Origin of the sequence: Stenotrophomonas sp. AS1, from assembly GCF_048957655.1 — a bacterium.
GTDB classification, from domain to species: domain Bacteria; phylum Pseudomonadota; class Gammaproteobacteria; order Xanthomonadales; family Xanthomonadaceae; genus Stenotrophomonas; species Stenotrophomonas bentonitica_A.
In genome coordinates this window covers 195,037-211,145 of the sequence record NZ_JARVXM010000004.1, presented here as the reverse complement: position 1 = coordinate 211,145, position 16,109 = coordinate 195,037, and the positions used below count along the sequence as shown (strand labels likewise).

Genomic DNA, 16,109 nt, shown 5'->3' with positions numbered 1-16,109 from the left:
GCGATCATCATCATGCTCGCCGGTGGCCTGGCGGTGCTCAAGCTGCCGGTGTCGATGTACCCGGAAGTGGCGCCGCCGGCCGTCGAGATCAGCGCCAGCTACCCGGGTGCATCGGCCAAGGTGGTCGAGGACTCGGTGACGCAGATCATCGAGCAGAACATGAAGGGCCTGGACGGCCTGATCTACTTCTCCTCCAACAGCTCCTCCAATGGCCAGGCCACGATCACGCTGACCTTCCAGAGCGGCACCGACCCGGACATCGCCCAGGTGCAGGTGCAGAACAAGCTGCAGCTGGCCATGCCGCTGCTGCCGCAGGAAGTGCAGCGCCAGGGCATCAACGTGGCCAAGTCGAGCAGTGGCTTCCTGCAGGTGCTCGGCTTCGTGTCTGAAGACGGCAGCATGGATGCCAACGACATCTCCGATTACGTCGGCTCCAACATTGTCGATCCGCTGAGCCGCGTGCCCGGCGTGGGCAACATCCAGGTGTTCGGTGGCAAGTACGCCATGCGCATCTGGCTGGACCCCAACAAGCTGCACACCTACAAGCTGTCCACCGCCGAAGTGATCGCGGCGATCACCGCGCAGAACGCGCAGGTCGCGATCGGCCAGCTCGGTGGCGCGCCGTCGATCAAGGGCCAGCAGCTCAACGCCACCATCAACGCGCAGGACCGCCTGCAGACCCCGGAGCAGTTCCGCAACATCATCGTGCGCAGCGCGCAGGACGGTGCCGAACTGCGCCTGGCCGACGTGGCCCGCGTGGAGCTGGGGGCCGAGTCGTACGACTTCGTGACCCGCTACAACGGCAAGCCGTCGTCGGGTATCGCGATCACCCTGGCCACCGGCGCCAACGCGCTGGCCACCGCCAACGGCGTGCGTGCCACCCTGGATGAAATGGCCCCGAACTTCCCGGCCGGCCTGAAGGCGGTGGTGCCGTATGACACCACCCCGTTCGTGCAGGTTTCGATCAAGGGCGTCATCAAGACCCTGATCGAAGCCATCGTGCTGGTGTTCCTGGTGATGTACCTGTTCCTGCAGAACTTCCGCGCGACCCTGATCCCGACGATCGCGGTGCCGGTGGTGCTGCTGGGCACGTTCGGCATCCTGGCCGCGCTGGGCTTCTCGGTGAACATGCTGACCATGTTCGCGATGGTGCTGGCGATCGGCCTGCTGGTCGATGACGCGATCGTGGTGGTGGAGAACGTCGAGCGGATCATGTCCGAGGAAGGCCTCTCGCCGCTGGAAGCCACGCGCAAATCGATGAGCCAGATCACCGGCGCGCTGGTCGGCATCGGCCTGGTGCTGTCGGCGGTGTTCGTGCCGATGGCCTTCATGAGCGGTGCCACCGGCGTCATCTACCGCCAGTTCTCGGCCACGATCGTCTCGGCGATGGCGCTGTCGGTGCTGGTCGCCATCGTGCTGACCCCGGCGCTGTGCGCCACCATGCTCAAGCCGCTCAAGAAGGGCGAGCACCACGTCGCCCACAAGGGCTGGTCGGGCCGTTTCTTCAACGCGTTCAACCGCGGCTTCGACAACTCCAGTGCGAAGTATCAGCGTGGCGTGCGAGGGATCCTCGGCCGTCCGTGGCGTTTCATGGGCGTGTTCGCGGCGCTCGCGCTGGTGATGGGCCTGCTGTTCATGCGCCTGCCCAGTTCGTTCCTGCCCAATGAAGACCAGGGCATCCTGATGGCGCTGGTCCAGACCCCGGTCGGCGCCACCCAGGAACGCACCCTGGAATCGATCGACAAGCTTGAAAAGCACTTCATGGAGAACGAGGCCGACGCGATCGAGTCGATCTTCTCCGTGCAGGGCTTCAGCTTCGCCGGCATGGGGCAGAACGCCGGCATGGCCTTCGTCAAGCTCAAGGACTGGAAGGACCGTGATGCCGACCAGGGCGCGATGCCGATCACCGGCCGGGCCATGGCCGCGCTGGGCGGGATCAAGGACGCCTTCATCTTCGCCTTCCCGCCGCCGGCGATGCCGGAGCTGGGCATCGGCTCGGGCTATACCTTCTTCCTCAAGGACACCAGCGGTGCCGGTCACCAGGCCTTGCTGGAGGCACGCAACCAGCTGCTCGGCATGGCCGGGCAGAGCAAGCTGCTGGCCAACGTGCGCCCGAACGGGCAGGAAGACACCCCGCAGCTGCGCATCGATATCGATGTCGGCAAGGCCAGCGCGCTGGGCCTGTCGCTGGAGGCGGTCAACACGACGCTGGCGGCGGCATGGGGCAGCAGCTACATCGATGACTTCATCGACCGTGGCCGGGTCAAGCGCGTGTACGTGCAGTCCGATGCGCCGTTCCGCATGAACCCGGAAGACTTCAACCTGTGGTCGGTGAAGAACACCGCCGGTGAGATGGTGCCGTTCTCGGCCTTCGCCAGCCAGCGTTGGGATTACGGCTCGCCGCGCCTGGAGCGCTACAACGGCGTCTCCGCGATGGAGATCCAGGGCGAGCCCGCCCCGGGCGTGGCCTCGGGCGATGCGATGAACGAAGTGGAGAAGCTCGCCAAGCAGCTGCCGGCCGGTTTCGACATCGAGTGGACCGCGCTGTCCTACCAGGAACGCCAGGCCGGGTCGCAGACGCCACTGCTGTACACGCTCTCGCTGCTGATCGTGTTCCTGTGCCTGGCCGCGCTGTATGAAAGCTGGAGCGTGCCGACCTCGGTGCTGCTGGTGGCGCCGCTGGGCATCCTCGGCGCGGTGCTGGCCAACACCTTCCGCGGCATGGAGCGCGACATCTACTTCCAGGTGGCGATGCTGACCACGGTGGGCCTGACCAGCAAGAACGCGATCCTGATCGTGGAGTTCGCCAAGGAGAACCTGGAGAAGGGCGCCGGCCTGATCGAAGCGACGATGCATGCCGTGCGCGACCGTCTGCGCCCGATCATCATGACCTCGCTGGCCTTCGGCCTGGGCGTGCTGCCGCTGGCGATCGCCTCCGGTGCCGGTTCCGGCGCGCAGCAGGCCATCGGTACCGGCGTGCTCGGCGGCATGCTGGTCGGCACGCTGCTGGGTGTGTTCTTCATCCCGCTGTTCTTCGTGGTGGTGCAGCGCGTGTTCAATCGCAAGAAGTACGGCAAGAACGCTGGAGGTTCCGATGCGTAAGCCCATGATGGCCAGCCTGGCGCTGGCCGTGAGCCTGGTGCTGTCCGGCTGCTCGACGCTGGAGCCACGCAGCACTGAAGTCGCCCCGGCGATTCCCTCGCAGTGGCCGGCAACGGCCACCACGGGGGCAGTGACCGCTGCACCGATGGAAGTGGCCGACATCGGCTGGCGCGATTTCTTCGTCGACCCGCGCCTGCAGGCAGTGATCAGCCAGTCGCTGGAGAACAACCGCGACCTGCGCGTGGCCGTGCTCAACGTCGAGCGTGCCCGGGCGCAGTACCGCATCCAGCGTGCCGACCGCGTACCGGCGATCGGCGTGCAGGGGCAGATGACCCGCAGCGGCGGTGATGCGCCGGTGACCGAGCAGTTCAGTGCGAACCTCGGCGTGGTCGAGTTCGAGCTGGATCTGTTCGGCCGCGTGCGCAACCTCAGCCAGGCTGCGCTGCAGCAGTACTTCGCGGAAGCGGCCAACCGTCGCAGCGCGCAGCTGTCGCTGGTGGCCGAGGTGGCCAATGCGTGGCTGACCCTGGGCGCGGACAGCGAACAGCTGCGGATCGCCCAGGCGACGCTGGCGACGTACGAAGATTCGCTGCGCCTGACCGAGGCACGCCGTCAGCTTGGCGGCGCCTCGGCGCTGGAACTCAGCCAGACCCGCACCCTGGTGGAAACCGCGCGCACGGATGTGGCGCGCTTTGCCGGCCAGGTCGCCCAGGACCGCAATGCACTGGTGCTGCTGGCCGGCGGGCCGGTCGATGCCGCCCTGCTGCCGCAGGCCGAGGTGACTGATGTGGCCAGTGTGCGGCCGCTGCCGGCCGGCATGCCGGGCGATGTGCTGCTGCGCCGCCCGGACGTGATGGCCGCCGAGCACGTGCTGCTCTCGGCCAACGCCAACATTGGTGCCGCGCGCGCGGCGTTCTTCCCGTCGATCAGCCTGACCGGCAACATCGGTTCGGCCTCCTCGGAGCTGTCGGGTCTGTTCGACAGCGGCACGCGCGTGTGGAGTTTCATTCCCAAGCTCAACCTGCCGATCTTCCAGGGCGGCAAGCTGCGCGCGAATCTGGGCATGGCCACCGCCGATCGCGATATCGCACTGGCGCAGTACGAGAAGGCGATCCAGTCCGGGTTCCGCGAGGCGGCCGATGCACTGGCGCTCAACGAAAGCCTGGGTGCGCAGTTGTCTTCGCAGCAGGCGCTGGTCGCCGCGGCGGAGCAGGCGCAGCGATTGTCCCAGGCGCGTTACGACGCCGGCCTGGACAGCTTCCTGACCTTGCTGGATGCACGGCGTACCGCCTACACCGCGCGGCAGTCGCTGGTCAGCACGCAGCTGGCGCAGCAGTCCAACCAGGTGGCGTTGTACAAGGTGCTCGGCGGCGGCTGGCACGAGCGCGGGTAAGTCTGCGCGGGTGCGTCCGGCCGGCCGCACCCGTGCCCGTCATGGGTCGTCGGCGCGGCCATCGCCGTGGCAGCGCCGCGCGCGGTCCAGCGCATTGCCCGCCTCGCGTGCCATGCGTTCGTACTCGCGGCGGATCTCTTCCAGGCGCTCTTCGTCCAGCTCTTCCAGATCGAGCAGTTCGTTGTTGGCGCCCTTGGTGGCGCGGATCAGCTCATCAAGCTTGATCTGGATCGCGGCGGTATCCGCGTTCTGACTGACCGCCGCCAGGAAGGTCCACGGCGTTCCCGCCGCATAGGACGCCTTCTTGGCAACCAGGTTGAAGATGCTGCGCAGTTTCATGAGGCACGGCAGACCGGGTCCGAGGTGCCTGCATCATTGGTGGGGCGCCGTGCAGGCGCTGTGCAGCCGGGGTCAGACCCGGGCATGCAACCGCGGGCGCGAGGACAGGTCCTGGCGGCCGGCATGGTAGACGTGTTCCCAGCACTGGTCGACGAACTGGCGTGCCTGTTCTTCGGACAGGCGCGGCATGATCTGCAGCGCGTAGTGGGTCTGGAACATTTCATCGCGCTGCTCATCGCTGGCACGCGGTTGCGTGATCAGCGAGTCGCAGGCGAATTTGATCCACGGCACGTAATGGCCGAACGAGCCCGTCCCGAGGTTGCCGTCGGCATGACGCTGGCGCCAGTAGCTGACTTCGGCGTCGACATCGATGACGGCAGGGATGGAGATCTGGGCGGAGGACATGGTCACTTCAGTTTGGGAAGAAGGGAATCTGGATGATGGCGTAGAGCGCGGTGCAAGCGGTGTCATGGCGATGTGGAGCTGGTGTGGCGGCTTTCGCCACGTTGCTCGCGCAGCAGATGAGCGTGGTGGACCACGCCGAGCCGCTCGGCCAGCGTCGCCAGCCGGTTGCAGACGGCGACACGTTGCTGGGGATGGGACCGCGTCAACTCATCCTGTATCGCCTGGTAGGCATCCCAGAAAGGCGCGGCGTTCTGGTGGCGTGCGTAGTGCACCTGCAGTCGTTCCCAGGCATCGGTCAGCTCGGGTTCGACGGAGGAGGTGCGGCGGGTTCGGGCATGCATGACGTCTCCTCGACGATGGTGCCCCCTGTGCAACCACCTTAAGCCGTTCATGCAGCGCGGTTGTTAGTGCGGCGTGTTCGCCTTGTCCGGCGACCGTCGTCGGTGCGTGAGGGCATCACGCGCAGACACCCGCAGCACAGGGCCTTGCGGCCCGGCCTGCTCACTGAAGCATTCAGAACGTTGCCGTGCCCGCGCGCCACCGTTCGGCCCCGCGCGGGCATCTTCCACGCATATGCGCGCGGAAGCGGCGGCGCTTACTCGCCGATGTCTTCGTTCCAGACCTCGGGATGGGCGCTGATGAAGCCGCCGAGCAGGTCGATGCATGCCTGGCTCTGCATGTCGATCACCTTGACGCCGTTCTCGCGCAGCCACTCGATGCCACCCTGGAAGGTGACCGATTCGCCCACCACCACGGTGCCGATGTTGAACTGGCGCACCAGCCCGCTGCAGTACCAGCACGGGGCCAGGGTGGTCACCATGATGGTGTCCTGGTAGCGGCGCTGGCGGCCGGCCTTGCGGAAGGCGTCGGTCTCGCCGTGCACGGACGGGTCGCCTTCCTGCACGCGGCGGTTGTGGCCGCAGCCGAGCAGCCGGCCGTCGTTGTGGTACAGCGCGGCGCCGATCGGGATGCCGCCTTCGGCCATGCCCTGGCGGGCTTCGGCGATGGCGGTTTCGAGCAGGGCGGCGTAGTCGGGGGGGGTGATCATGCGCAATCCAGGGACGTGAAGGCCTTCATGATAGTGGGCGGCCTGCCGCAACGGCGCCGGCGGTGCGATAATCGTCCCCATGAGCGAATCCCCCTACAAGACTGGCACCACCCATTTCGGCTTCCGCGACGTCGCTGCGAAGGACAAGCAGAAGCTGGTGGGCGAAGTGTTCACCTCGGTCGCGCGCAGCTACGACCTGATGAACGATCTGATGAGCCTGGGCATCCACCGGGCGTGGAAGCGCTACTACGTGGCCACCGCGCAGGTGAAGCCGGGCGACCGCGTGCTCGACCTGGCCGGCGGCACCGGCGACATCGCCGCGCTGATCAAGGAGCGGGTGGGTGATGAGGGTGAAGTGGTGCTGGGCGACATCAACGCCGGCATGCTCTCCGTCGGCCGTGACCGGCTGACCAACCGCGGCCTGGTCGCGGGCCTGAACTACGTGCAGTGCAACGCCGAGGCGCTGCCGTTCCCGGATGCGAGCTTCGATCTGGTCACGATCGCCTTCGGCCTGCGCAACGTCACCGACAAGGAAGCCGGCCTGCGCGAGATGCACCGCGTGCTCAAGGTGGGCGGCCAGGCGCGTGTGCTGGAGTTCTCCGAAGTCACCGCCGACTGGTTCAAGCCGATCTACGATTTCCACTCGTTCAAGATCCTGCCCAAGCTGGGCCAGCTGTTCGCGCGCGATGGCGACAGCTACCAGTACCTGGCCGAGAGCATCCGCAAGCATCCGCCGCAGGAACAGCTCAAGGCCATGATGGCCGAGGCCGGTTTCGAGCGTTGCCACTACAAGAACCTGACCGGCGGCATCGTTTCGATTCACTCCGGCTACAAACTTTGAGACAGCGGTCCGGTTCCCGCTGAGGGGGCTCGGCCACACTGCAGGCAGGCTGTCGAAGAGGGCCTGCCATGCGCCTGTACCGCGGGCTTGCCCGCGTATTTCCCCGCTCATTCACCGCCAAGCTGATGGCGGTGGTGTTCCTCGGCCTGCACGTCCCGCTGCTGGTCCTGCTGCTGTGGATGGCTGCGACGGGCCACTACGCGCGCGGGGTGATGTGGACCGTGGTCGGCGTGGTGCTGCTGGCCACGCTGCTCGGCACCGCGATCGCGATGATGGCGCTGTACCGCCTGATGGCGCCGCTGCGGCAGGCGGCCGATGCGCTGGAGGCCTACTACGACGAGCAGCGCCTGCCGCACCTGCCCGACCTGGGCCATGACGAGATCGGCCGGCTGCTGCGCAGCATCAACCGCAACCTGCATGGGGTCGACGCCGGCCTGCGCGATCTGCGCCGCAGCGTGTTGCTCGATCCGCTGACCCAGGCCCTGAACCGGCGCGGCTGCGAGCAGGCGCTGGCCGATTCGGCAGCATGGGCGAGCGCACAGGCGCGCCCGCTGACCCTGTTCGTGGTCGACCTGGACAACCTCAAGCCGATCAACGACGCCCACGGCCACCTGGCCGGCGACCAGGTGCTGGTGCGGCTGGTGGAGACCGCGCGGCTGTGGCTGCGCGGCCCGGACTGGATCGGGCGCTGGGGCGGCGATGAGTTCCTGCTGGCGGTACACGCCGACAGCAACGAGGCCGGCGAGCGGGTCACCCGCTGGCTCGCACAGCTGGCGGCACCGGCGCGCGCTGGCGAGCCGCCGGTCAAGGCCAGTGCCGGCGCAGCCCGGTATCGCCCCGGTGATGACCTGCGCGAGGCCTACCGGCGCGCCGATGCGGCCATGTACCGGGCCAAGTACGCCGGGGGCGGGCGGCTGCTGCGCGCCGAGGACTGAATGCGCGAACCGCCACGCATGGCCTGCGCGGGCGCCGGAGACAGGGGGTAAACTGGTCGTTTCACCCTGATCGGTCCCGATTCATGCGATCTCCGTTCCTGTTGATTCCCCTGGCCGTCGCCTTGGCGTCCGGCTGCTCCAAAGAACCGGCGGCTCCGACCGTCGATCCCACTGCCAACGCCCCGGCGAGCACTGCCATGAAAGCCGACAGCCGCAGCCACGATGAAAGCTCCTACGCCGAGCCGGACAAGGTCGTCGTCAAGGACATCGCGCTGGACCTGAAGCTGGACTTCGACAGCAAGCAGATCGGCGGCACCGCGACCTACACGCTGGAGTGGAAGGACAAGGCGGCCAAGCAGCTGGTGCTGGACACCCGCGAGCTGACCGTGGAGAAGGTCGAGGCGATCGCCGCCGACGGCAAGACCGCGCCGCTGCCGTTCGTGCTGGCGCCAGCCGACAAGGTGTTCGGCAGCAAGCTGAGCATCGAGACGCCGGACCAGCCGGCCAAGGTCGTGATCACGTATCACACCGCGCCGACCGCCTCGGGCCTGCAGTGGCTGGAGCCGTCGATGACCGAGGGCAAGAAGCTGCCCTTCATGTTCAGCCAGTCGCAGGCGATCCACGCCCGTTCCTGGGTGCCGCTGCAGGACACCCCGAGCGTGCGCTTCACCTACAGCGCGCACGTGGCCTCGCGTCCGGACGTGATGGTGCTGATGAGCGCCGACAACGATCCCAAGGCTGCGCGTGACGGTGATTACACCTTCAAGATGCCGCAGCCGATCCCGTCCTACCTGCTGGCCATCGCCGCCGGCGACCTGGTGTTCGAGCCGATCTCCGGCCGCTCCGGCGTGTGGGCCGAGCCGACCATGGTCGGCAAGGCCGCCAAGGAGTTCGAAGACACCGAGAAGATGATCGGCGCCGCCGAGAAGCTTTACGGCGAGTACCGCTGGGGCCGCTACGACATGCTGGTGCTGCCGCCGTCGTTCCCGTTCGGAGGCATGGAAAACCCGCGCCTGACCTTCGCCACCCCGACCGTGATCGTCGGCGACAAGTCGCTGGTTTCGCTGGTCGCCCATGAACTGGCGCACAGCTGGTCGGGCAACCTGGTGACCAACGCCAGCTGGAAGGACATCTGGCTCAACGAAGGCTTCACCACCTACGTGCAGGGCCGCATCACCGAGGCGCTGTATGGCCAGGAGATGGCCGAGATGGAGCGCGAGATCGACCAGAACGATCTGCTCGCCGAAGTGAAGGACATGAGCCCGGCCGACCAGGCCCTGGCGCTGCCGCCGCTGAGCGAGCGTGACCCGGACGAGGCGTTGAGCCAGGTCGCCTACGTCAAGGGTGCGTGGTTCCTGCAGTTCCTGGAACAGCGCTTCGGCCGCGAGACCTTCGACCCGTTCCTGCGTGGCTGGTTCGATGACCACGCCTTCCAGAGCGCGAACACCGACCAGTTCATCGAGTACCTGAAGAAGAACCTGCTGTCCAAGAAGCCCGGCGCCGTCACCGATGCCGAGCTGAAGGCGTGGCTGGACGAGCCGGGCATTCCGTCGTTCGCGACCAAGGCCCGCTCGCGCAACTTCTCCATCGTCGATACCGCCCGCATCGCCTGGCAGGGCAGCAACACGCTGCCGAACGCGCAGATCACCGGCGAGTGGGGCACCCAGGAATGGGTGCACTTCATCGACGGCCTGGGCAAGACCCTGCCGGTGGAGAAGCTCGCCGCGCTGGACAAGGCGTACCACTTCACCGGTACCGCCAACGGTGAAATCGCGATGCGCTGGTATCCGCTGACGATCCGCAGTGGCTACAGCGAAGCCAACGAAGCCGCCGGTGCGTTCATCGAGCGCGTCGGTCGCCGCAAGCTGATCATGCCGATCTACGCCGAACTGGTGAAGACGCCGGAAGGCCTGGCCTTCGCCAAGGCGGCCTTTGCCAAGGCCAAGCCGGGGTACCACCCGATCACCACCGGTTCGGTCCAGGACATGCTGGACAAGGCCGAGGCGGGCGCGGCCAAGCCGTAATCGCCACACGTATCGGTTGAACGAAAAACGGCGGGGAAACCCGCCGTTTTTTCATGCCTGCCTGCGTACCGCGAGCCGAGCCCCGCAGCGGCCGGCAGGCCCCTCGGCAAATATCCCCCGTCCGCCGCCGGACGGCGACGTCCTCCTCCTTGATTTTGCCCAGTGGCCTACCGGCCGCTGCGGGGCTCGGCTCGCGGTACACAGGCAGAACGCCGCGCCTTTGTGTGAGAGGCCCTGTTCTCGATAGCGGCCCAGCGTACGACCAACCAACGGCCAAGGCTGTGAGAAGTCCGTCTGCCTGCCTGAAAGCCAGTGTCAAACGGCGCGCACCGCCAGGAACATGTCCACGCAGTCGTGCATCACCTGCTGCTGCTGCGCCGTTGAGAGCGGTGGCTGGCCGAAGGTGATCTGCGGCCAGAATGCAAAGGCCTTGAGCATCGCCTGCAACTGATGCGCAGCTTCGGCTGGCGGCATCTCCGCGCGCAGCCGGCCATCGGCCTGGGCGGCGCGGATCCAGCCGGTCAGGCCTTCTTCCTTCTCGGCCAGCTTGTCCATCATCGCGCGGGCCCGTTCGGGCGTGTGCACCAGTTCGGCCATCGCCACTCGGGACAGATCGATGAAGCCGGGGTCGTCGAGCAGGCGCATCTTCCGGGCCGCGAAGACCAGCAACTGATCGCGCAGCGGCCGTGCCGGATCGTAGGGCACGACATCCAGCGCCTGGCTGGCCTCGAACAGCTGCCACAGGATCGCGGTGAACAGCTCGTCCTTGCTGGCGAAGTGGTTGTAGACGGTGCGCTTGGAGACCTCGGCCGTGGCCGCGATGCGGTCCATGCTGGTGCCGGCGAAACCGAACGCGCGGAACTCGGCCACCGCCGCCTCGAGGATGGCCGCACGCTTGCGGTCGGTCAGGCGGGTGGGGCGCTCGGAAGTACTCATGGACCTATTTTACACCGTTCAGTTTACTTTTCGGAAAAGACAAGTAAACTCGCCGGTGTACTTTCCTGGGCACGCCCCGCATGAAACGTCGCCTGCCTCGCATCCTCCTCCTTCTGACGGTGTTGATCGCCATGTCCATTGGCCTGTTGACCTGCGGTGCCCGCCCGGCGGCCGCCTATGACCAGTCGCCCCAGTTCGGCGACGGGCGCTTCCACAACCCCACCGGCAAGACCGATCTCGGCTTCTTCCGCACGGTCGCGGTGATGTGGCGCTTCCTGTTCAACAAGCCGGCCGACGCCAGCCCGCTGGCGCCCATCCCGGTGCAGGCCCTGACCCGCCACGCCCTGCTCGATGCGCCCGATGACAGCCTGTGGCGGCTGGGGCATTCGACCCTGCTGATGAAGCTGGACGGGCACTTCTGGCTGACCGACCCGGTATTTTCCGAGCGTGCCTCGCCGATGTCGTTCATGGGGCCCAAGCGCTTCCATGCGCCGCCGCTCACGATTGACGAACTGCCGCCGATTACCGGCGTGATCATCTCGCATGACCATTACGACCATCTCGACCACGACGCGATCCAGGCGCTCGCACCCAAGGTGCAGCACTTCGTCACCGCGCTGGGCGTGGGCGATCGCCTGATCGCATGGGGCGTGCCGGCGGCGAAGGTCGTGCAGCTGGACTGGTGGCAGGACACCCGCGTGGAAGGCCTGAAGATCGTCGCGACGCCGGCCCAGCACTTCTCCGGGCGCACCCTGGCCGACGGCAACCGCACGCTGTGGGCCTCGTGGGTGATCGATACCGGACGTACCCGGATCTTCTTCAGCGGTGACACCGGCTACTTCGACGGCTTCGCCCGCATCGGCGAACGCTACGGCCCGTTCGACCTGACCATGATTGAAACCGGTGCCTACGGCGCGGATTGGCCGGACGTGCACATGCAGCCCGAGCAGAGCCTGCAGGCGCATCTGGATGTACGCGGCAAGGTGCTGATGCCGATCCACAACGGCACCTTCGACCTCGCGCTGCACCCGTGGACCGAACCCTTCGAGCGCATCACCGCGCTGGCGCAGGCGCAGGGCGTGCCGCTGACCGCGCCACACATGGGAGAACGCCTGGATATCCGCGCACCGGCACCGTCCACCCATTGGTGGCGCGAAGGACAGCCGACCGCAAAGTAAAGCAGGCCGACATCGCGGCGACGCCGGCATGCTCCGCTTGGCGATAAAGTAGGCGCAGGCGCCTTGTGCGCCATCGACCAACACGGAGCACGCGATGAAACGACTGATCCTGGTAGCAGCCTGCGCCTTCGCGCTGGCCGCCTGCAGCAACCCCGAAGCCGAACGCCAGGCGCAGCAGGCCGCCGCGGCCGCCGCCAAGGCGCAGCAGGAAGAAAAGGCCGAAGGCGTGGCCAAGCAGTACGACATGGCCGTCGCCGCGCAGGATTGGGAGCGTGCCCGCATCCACGGTGGCTCGCTGCTGGACCAGTACAAGGACACCGATGTCGCCGCGAGGATCGAACCGGGCTACGCCGAGGTCAAGGCCAAGGCCGAGGCCGCGCGCGAAACGCGCCGGCTGCAGGCCCTGTGGCAGTACAACCAGATCCCGGTCGGTACCAAGGGCATCCAGTCCTCTGCGCAGATCTACAGCAAGGAACGCGTGGACGTGGATGGCAGCGGCGCCAAGCCGGTGCAGCTGGTGTTCCGCGATCATCCCGAGTGGAAGCGGCATGCCTACCTGGTGCTGCAGGCCGGCGATTTCCGCTGCCCGAAGTGCCAGGTCAAGGTGACCGTCGATGACGGCAAGCCGGTCTCGATGGCCGCCTGGCGCCCGGACACCGATGAGGCGATCGCGATGTTCATCACCGACCAGAAAGCGCTGTGGAACCTGGCGCGCAAGGCCAAGGTGATCAGCATCGAATTCCCGGTCAAGGCCGGTGGCACGCGCACGGCCGTGTTCGAAACCGGTGGCGTGGATACGAGCAGGATGCCGCAGTGGTGGAAGTGATCGGGCTTGCGGCGATCCGTCACTGGGTGTTCGACATGGACGGCACGCTGACCATCGCGGTGCATGATTTCCAGCGCATCAAACAGGAACTTGCGATACCGCCGGACGACGACATCCTCAGCCACCTCGCCGCGCTCCCGGCGGAGGTGGCCGCGGCCAAGCACGACTGGCTGCTTGCGCACGAACGCGCGCTCGCCGAGCAGGCGCAGGCCGCCCCCGGCGCAGTGGCCCTGGTACGCGCGCTGCACGTCGCGGGCTGCCGGCTGGGGATCCTCACCCGCAATGCGCGCGAGCTCGCCCAGGTGACGCTGAAGGCGATCGGTGTGGGGGACATGTTCGCCACCGACGACATCATCGGCCGCGACGAAGCCGAGCCCAAGCCGTCGCCGGCGGGCCTGCGCGGTTTCGTTGCGCGTTGGCAGGTCGACCCCGCCCAGGTGGTGATGGTCGGCGACCATCGCTTCGACCTGGAATGTGGCCGCGCCGCAGGCACCCGAACGTTGATGGTCAACACCCCGGACAACCCCTGGCCGGGCATGGCCTGCTGGCACCTGGCAGACTGCGGGCAGGTGCTGGCGGCATGGGATGGGAAGCGGGTTTCGGCCTGATCGCGTCGAAAGGGCCCGCGCGATCCACTGCCAGGACCCTGAAAAGCAGCCAGGCATGGCCTGGCTCTACCCTTGATCAAACGTTCAACGCGTAGCCGAACTGCTGTTTGAACTGCTCATTGAACTCATCGAAGGTGAAGCGCTGGTTCTGGGTACCCGGGTGCTCGACCTTCAGCGCGCCCATCAGGTTGCCCATGCGGCCGATGGTCAGCCAGTCATAGCCCTTCTCGATGCCGTAGATCAGCCCGGCGCGGAACGCATCGCCACAGCCGGTCGGGTCCACCACGCGGCGCTCGTGCGCCGGCGGGATGTCATAGGTCTTTTCCGGGGTGTGGATGACCGCGCCCTTCGGCCCGCGGGTGGTGATGTAGGCCTTGACCCGGCTCACGATCTCCTTTTCATCCCAGCCGGTGCGCTCCTGCAGCAGGTTGGACTCGTAGTCGTTGACCACGACATAGTCGGCCTGCTCGATGAAGGTGCGCAGCTCCGGGCCGTTGAACAGCGGCATGGCCTGGCCCGGGTCGAAGATGAACGGCACGCCGCCGTCGAAGAACTCCTGCGAATTCTGGATCATGCCCTCGCGCCCGTCCGGGCCGACCAGGCCCAGGGTCACGCCCGGCACATCCTTCACGTGGTTCTCGTAGGAGCGCATCATCGCGCCCGGGTGGAAGGCGGTGATCTGGTTGTTGTCGTGGTCGGTGGTGATGAACGCCTGCGGGGTGAACAGCTCATCGATCACCTTGACCCGGCTCAGGTCGATGCCCAGGCCCTGGAAGTACTCCCGGTACGGGCCGAAGTCCGAGCCCACGGTGCCCATCGGGATCGGTTCGCCGCCCAGCAGGTACAGGTTGTAGGCGATGTTGCCGGCGCACCCGCCGAATTCACGACGCATGCGCGGCACCAGGAACGACACATTCAGGATGTGCACCTTGTCCGGCAGGATGTGATTCTTGAACTGGTCCGGAAACACCATGATGGTGTCGAAGGCAAGAGAACCACAGATCAAAGCGGACATCGAGTAAGGCCTATGCGGAAGGGGGTTTGAGGCCCGTCGGGCGGGCAACGAAACGGCGCCCTGCGGCGCCCTGCGGCGCAAAGGTTAACGGGTGAGGCGGCTTTGGGCCAGAACCCGGGCTGTCCGGATTGGCCTGAATGGCCGTGAAGGCTGGCTTTCGGCCAGATTTGTCCTTGCTCGCGCACAGGGGGATTGCTAGGCTTGTCGGCCTCGAATTCTGCCCATTTTTTCGCCATCCCGCGTTGGGCGCGACACCCCTCAGGATCAACTCCCAGATGTTCAAGAAACTGCGTGGCATGTTCTCCAATGACCTGTCCATCGACCTGGGCACGGCCAACACCCTCATCTACGTGCGTGGGCAGGGGATCGTGCTGAACGAGCCGTCGGTCGTGGCCGTGCGCCAGGACCGGGCCATCGGTGGTACCCGTTCCGTGGCTGCCGTAGGCGCCGAAGCCAAGCAGATGCTGGGCCGTACCCCGGGCCATATCACCACCATCCGCCCGATGAAGGACGGCGTCATCGCCGACTTCACCTACACCGAGGCGATGCTCAAGCACTTCATCAAGAAGGTCCACAAGTCGCGCTTCCTGCGCCCGAGCCCGCGCGTGCTGGTCTGCGTGCCGGCCGGCTCGACCCAGGTCGAGCGCCGCGCGATCAAGGAATCGGCCGAGGAGGCCGGTGCGCGTGATGTGTTCCTGATCGAAGAGCCGATGGCCGCCGCGATCGGCGCCGGCATGCCGGTCACCGAGGCGCGTGGCTCGATGGTCATCGACATCGGCGGCGGCACCACCGAAGTGGCGGTCATCTCGCTCAACGGCATCGTCTACTCGGCCTCCGTGCGCATCGGTGGCGACCGCTTCGACGAGTCGATCACCAACTACGTGCGCCGCAACCACGGCATGCTGATCGGTGAAGCCACCGCCGAACGGATCAAGGTCGAGCTGGGCTGCGCCTACCCGCAGGCGGAAGTGATCGAGATGGAAATCTCCGGCCGCAACCTCGCCGAGGGCGTGCCGAAGATGATCAAGATCAACTCCAACGAGGTGCTGGAAGCCCTGCACGAGCCGCTGTCGGGCATCGTCAGCGCAGTCAAGCTGGCGCTGGAGCAGACCCCGCCGGAACTGTGTGCCGACGTCGCCGAGCGCGGCATCGTGCTGACCGGTGGTGGCGCCCTGCTGCGCGACATGGACCGCCTGATCTCCGAAGAGACCGGCCTGCACGTGCAGGTGGCCGATGACCCGCTCACCTGCGTGGCCCGCGGTGGCGGTCGTGCGCTGGAGCTGGTGGACATGCACGGCAACGAGTTCTTTGCGCCGGAGTAAGCCGTACCGGCCGTGTATCGTGGACGCGCCTCTGCGGCGTGATGCCGGTGAGCCCTGCTCATCGGGCATCGCCTCGCCGGGGCGTTCTCGCATGCTGTTCCCGCTGCGCTGTGCTGCAACGCGCTTCACCCACACTT

15 protein-coding genes are annotated in these 16,109 nt (G+C 66.7%); 9 read left to right on the top strand and 6 right to left on the bottom strand.

From position 1 onward, the window contains the following. The coding region (gene smeE / locus PV764_RS08215) for a multidrug efflux RND transporter permease subunit SmeE (RefSeq protein ID WP_421116432.1) at window positions 1–3,102 on the top strand (3,102 nt) is incomplete at its 5' end. Continuing rightward, the gene (locus PV764_RS08210; protein WP_421116431.1) at window positions 3,095–4,495 is read left to right on the top strand and encodes an efflux transporter outer membrane subunit; all 1,401 of its coding nucleotides are present in this window, start codon (window positions 3,095–3,097) and stop codon (window positions 4,493–4,495) included. The genes smeE and PV764_RS08210, both read left to right, overlap by 8 nt. Window positions 4,496–4,534: 39 nt before the next feature. Here PV764_RS08210 and PV764_RS08205 read toward each other — a convergent pair whose 3' ends face one another. The 4 genes from PV764_RS08205 to PV764_RS08190 all read right to left on the bottom strand — a co-directional run bounded on the left by PV764_RS08205 (window position 4,535) and on the right by PV764_RS08190 (window position 6,287). Further along, the gene (locus PV764_RS08205; protein WP_421116430.1) at window positions 4,535–4,834 is read right to left on the bottom strand and encodes a low affinity iron permease family protein; all 300 of its coding nucleotides are present in this window, start codon (window positions 4,832–4,834) and stop codon (window positions 4,535–4,537) included. 72 nt (window positions 4,835–4,906) lie between these two features. After that, window positions 4,907–5,239 carry a hypothetical protein gene (locus PV764_RS08200; protein WP_019186055.1) on the bottom strand — a complete coding sequence of 111 codons (333 nt, stop codon included), beginning with the start codon at window positions 5,237–5,239 and terminating at the stop codon, window positions 4,907–4,909. Window positions 5,240–5,301: 62 nt separating this feature from the next. Beyond that, window positions 5,302–5,580, bottom strand: coding sequence for a hypothetical protein (locus PV764_RS08195; RefSeq protein WP_019186054.1), 279 nt, complete (start codon window positions 5,578–5,580; stop codon window positions 5,302–5,304). Between the two features lie 254 nt (window positions 5,581–5,834). Continuing rightward, window positions 5,835–6,287: a nucleoside deaminase gene (locus tag PV764_RS08190; protein ID WP_421116429.1), complete on the bottom strand. Its 453-nt coding sequence runs from the start codon at window positions 6,285–6,287 to the stop codon at window positions 5,835–5,837. A gap of 79 nt (window positions 6,288–6,366) precedes the next feature. Between PV764_RS08190 and ubiE the strand changes: the two genes are divergently transcribed. The 3 genes from ubiE to PV764_RS08175 all read left to right on the top strand — a co-directional run bounded on the left by ubiE (window position 6,367) and on the right by PV764_RS08175 (window position 10,087). Then, window positions 6,367–7,128: a bifunctional demethylmenaquinone methyltransferase/2-methoxy-6-polyprenyl-1,4-benzoquinol methylase UbiE gene (gene ubiE, locus PV764_RS08185; RefSeq protein ID WP_019186052.1), complete on the top strand. Its 762-nt coding sequence runs from the start codon at window positions 6,367–6,369 to the stop codon at window positions 7,126–7,128. A gap of 68 nt (window positions 7,129–7,196) precedes the next feature. Then, the gene (locus PV764_RS08180; protein ID WP_019186051.1) at window positions 7,197–8,063 is read left to right on the top strand and encodes a GGDEF domain-containing protein; all 867 of its coding nucleotides are present in this window, start codon (window positions 7,197–7,199) and stop codon (window positions 8,061–8,063) included. Between the two features lie 83 nt (window positions 8,064–8,146). After that, complete coding sequence (locus PV764_RS08175; protein ID WP_019186050.1) at window positions 8,147–10,087, top strand: M1 family metallopeptidase; 1,941 nt, start codon at window positions 8,147–8,149, stop codon at window positions 10,085–10,087. A 315-nt stretch (window positions 10,088–10,402) separates the two neighbouring features. On the opposite strand, the gene PV764_RS08170 is transcribed toward PV764_RS08175, so the two are convergent. Further along, a complete protein-coding gene (locus tag PV764_RS08170) occupies window positions 10,403–11,023 on the bottom strand; it encodes a TetR/AcrR family transcriptional regulator (protein WP_421116428.1) in 621 nt (206 codons plus the stop codon). Window positions 11,024–11,115: 92 nt separating this feature from the next. On the opposite strand from PV764_RS08170, the gene PV764_RS08165 reads away from it, so the two are divergent. From PV764_RS08165 to PV764_RS08155, 3 genes are all read left to right on the top strand, one after another. Beyond that, the gene (locus PV764_RS08165) at window positions 11,116–12,201 is read left to right on the top strand and encodes an MBL fold metallo-hydrolase (RefSeq protein ID WP_399617257.1); all 1,086 of its coding nucleotides are present in this window, start codon (window positions 11,116–11,118) and stop codon (window positions 12,199–12,201) included. 94 nt (window positions 12,202–12,295) lie between these two features. Further along, window positions 12,296–13,027, top strand: a complete 732-nt coding sequence (locus PV764_RS08160; protein ID WP_046274248.1) for a hypothetical protein — start codon at window positions 12,296–12,298, stop codon at window positions 13,025–13,027. Continuing rightward, the gene (locus PV764_RS08155; RefSeq protein ID WP_421116427.1) at window positions 13,015–13,635 is read left to right on the top strand and encodes an HAD family hydrolase; all 621 of its coding nucleotides are present in this window, start codon (window positions 13,015–13,017) and stop codon (window positions 13,633–13,635) included. Before PV764_RS08160 ends, PV764_RS08155 begins: the two co-directional genes overlap by 13 nt. Before the next feature lie 76 nt (window positions 13,636–13,711). Here PV764_RS08155 and PV764_RS08150 read toward each other — a convergent pair whose 3' ends face one another. Further along, a complete protein-coding gene (locus PV764_RS08150; RefSeq protein ID WP_019186045.1) occupies window positions 13,712–14,650 on the bottom strand; it encodes a carbohydrate kinase family protein in 939 nt (312 codons plus the stop codon). Between the two features lie 275 nt (window positions 14,651–14,925). On the opposite strand from PV764_RS08150, the gene PV764_RS08145 reads away from it, so the two are divergent. Further along, window positions 14,926–15,972: a rod shape-determining protein gene (locus tag PV764_RS08145; protein WP_019186044.1), complete on the top strand. Its 1,047-nt coding sequence runs from the start codon at window positions 14,926–14,928 to the stop codon at window positions 15,970–15,972. Window positions 15,973–16,109 lie beyond the last annotated feature (137 nt).

Coding starts and splice junctions, on each gene's coding strand:
- PV764_RS08210 (WP_421116431.1), top strand. CDS start 3,095: ATGCGTAAGCCCATGATGGCCAGCCTGGCGCTGGCCGTGAGCCTGGTG.
- PV764_RS08205 (WP_421116430.1), bottom strand. CDS start 4,834: ATGAAACTGCGCAGCATCTTCAACCTGGTTGCCAAGAAGGCGTCCTAT.
- PV764_RS08200 (WP_019186055.1), bottom strand. CDS start 5,239: ATGTCCTCCGCCCAGATCTCCATCCCTGCCGTCATCGATGTCGACGCC.
- PV764_RS08195 (WP_019186054.1), bottom strand. CDS start 5,580: ATGCATGCCCGAACCCGCCGCACCTCCTCCGTCGAACCCGAGCTGACC.
- PV764_RS08190 (WP_421116429.1), bottom strand. CDS start 6,287: ATGATCACCCCCCCCGACTACGCCGCCCTGCTCGAAACCGCCATCGCC.
- ubiE (WP_019186052.1), top strand. CDS start 6,367: ATGAGCGAATCCCCCTACAAGACTGGCACCACCCATTTCGGCTTCCGC.
- PV764_RS08180 (WP_019186051.1), top strand. CDS start 7,197: ATGCGCCTGTACCGCGGGCTTGCCCGCGTATTTCCCCGCTCATTCACC.
- PV764_RS08175 (WP_019186050.1), top strand. CDS start 8,147: ATGCGATCTCCGTTCCTGTTGATTCCCCTGGCCGTCGCCTTGGCGTCC.
- PV764_RS08170 (WP_421116428.1), bottom strand. CDS start 11,023: ATGAGTACTTCCGAGCGCCCCACCCGCCTGACCGACCGCAAGCGTGCG.
- PV764_RS08160 (WP_046274248.1), top strand. CDS start 12,296: ATGAAACGACTGATCCTGGTAGCAGCCTGCGCCTTCGCGCTGGCCGCC.
- PV764_RS08150 (WP_019186045.1), bottom strand. CDS start 14,650: ATGTCCGCTTTGATCTGTGGTTCTCTTGCCTTCGACACCATCATGGTG.
- PV764_RS08145 (WP_019186044.1), top strand. CDS start 14,926: ATGTTCAAGAAACTGCGTGGCATGTTCTCCAATGACCTGTCCATCGAC.